The following is a 1,876-nucleotide window of genomic DNA, read 5'->3' as shown; positions in this document are numbered from 1 at the left end:
GGCAGCAGGCGAAGCGGCTCCGGTTGCTCTGTCGGCTCCTTCCATCAACGGCTAGTTCTCGTCTTCTAGCGATTGATTGATTCTGCAAAGCGCCCCCTCGGGGGCGCTTTGTGCTTTTGCAGATTAGATTAAACACGAATAAAATTGCCTTTCAGGAATCACCAATCATCTGCTCTCGCAAGAATGTAGTTGCTGCATCCGTTGAAAGCGGACGACTGAACAAATAACCTTGTACTTCTCTACAGTTGAGCGATCGCAAGTATTCAAGTTGCTCTCTTGTTTCAACCCCTTCCGCTACTACATTGAGATTCAGTCCCAGCCCTAGTGTTACCATCGCTTGTACGATCGCGCTATCGTTAACGTCGGTTGGCAGCTCTTGGACAAATGATTGATCTATTTTGATCGTATGAAGCGAAAACTTCTTTAAATAGCTCAGTGCAGAGTAGCCCGTTCCAAAGTCGTCGATTGAGACGTGAATACCCATGTTGTGCAGCTCTTGTAGAACAGACGCCGTTAAGACTACGTTCTGCATTGCTGTTGTTTCTGTAATTTCTAGCTCTAGGTAACTAGAATCAAGCTGGGTTTCTGCCAGGATTGCCGCGATCATTTGAACTAATTGCGGCTGCTGGAATTGGCGGGCAGAGAGATTAACTGCAATCCGTAACGCTGGCAGTCCAGTATCTTGCCACGCTTTGTTCTGAGCGCAAGCAGTTCGCAGTACCCACTCACCGATCGTCATAATCAATCCATTTTCCTCTGCTAATGGAATGAACACCCTCGGTGCAATTAGCCCAAACTCGGGATGCTGCCAGCGAAGCAGCGCCTCCATGCGAGTGACTTTCCAAGTGTAAATATCCACTTGAGGCTGATAGTGCAGCACAAACTCGTTACGCTCCACGGCACCATGCAGGCTGCTCTCCAGAGCTAACCGCTCTGATGCTGTCGAGTTAATTGCAGGTGCGTAGAGTTGAAAGCTGTTGCGACCGTGCTCTTTAACCCGGTAGAGGGCGGCATCGGCATTCTTTAATAGCGTTTGAGCATCGTCGCCATCACGCGGGTAGAGGGCAATTCCAATACTACAGCTGATATATAGTTCGTGTCCCTCCAAAAGAAACGCAGGCTTCAGGGCTTCAATCATTCGCTGGGCGACTCTGGCAGCATCCTCGGCATGACTGATCTGCGGAAGCAACAGCGTGAACTCATCGCCGCCCCAGCGGGAAATAGTATCTCCTTCACGGAGACAGTCGGAAAGCCGTTGTGCTACTGCCTGCAACAACTGGTCGCCAATCACATGTCCTAACGTATCGTTAATCGTTTTAAAGCGATCCAGATCTAGGAACAGAACAGCAAGCATTGTTCCAGCGCGATGAGCATTCGCTAGCGCCAGTGGTAGGCGATCGTTGAACAACATACGGTTCGGCAGATTCGTCAGCAGATCGTGACAGGCTTGGTAGCGAATCGTAGCTTCTGCCTGCTGACGCTTGAGCGTGCCGCCGATGCCCGCCGCCATTGCCACAAGGATTGACTCCTCGTTGCTCGTCCAGCGACGATCGGTGTGGCAATCGTCGAAGCCGATGTGTCCCCAAAACTGCTCATCAATCAGAATTGGCACCATGAGAATCGAGCGAATGCCATCTCGGTCGAGCAACGTCTGCTCAGCAAGAGGCAGCTCCCGCACCACACCGCTGACGGCTGTCCCTCTTGAGAGCGCCTCATACCAGCGCGTCATCCCAAACGTGCTGTAGGGCTGGTTTTGCCAGTGAGCTTGCTGAATCGATGGCTCCACAGACTCGTGCGTCCACTCATGGCGCATACTCATCGCGGGCTGTCCAGTATCAGGATGCGGGTGAGTTTGATAGATGTAGACTCGATCGAC

The 1,876-nt window shown here is 51.7% G+C and carries 1 protein-coding gene; it reads right to left on the bottom strand.

Going from position 1 to position 1,876, the window contains the following annotated elements:
• Window positions 1-151 precede the first annotated feature (151 nt).
• Window positions 152-1,876, bottom strand: a 1,725-nt coding sequence (locus H6F43_RS00925) for an EAL domain-containing protein (RefSeq protein WP_190340154.1), incomplete at its 5' end; no start/stop codon positions are given.

Origin of the sequence: Leptolyngbya sp. FACHB-36 (assembly GCF_014695955.1) — a bacterium.
In the GTDB taxonomy this organism is placed as follows: Bacteria; Cyanobacteriota; Cyanobacteriia; order Leptolyngbyales; family Leptolyngbyaceae; genus FACHB-36.
The sequence above is the reverse complement of the archived record's forward strand: the minus strand, read 5'-3'. Positions and strand labels throughout refer to the sequence as shown.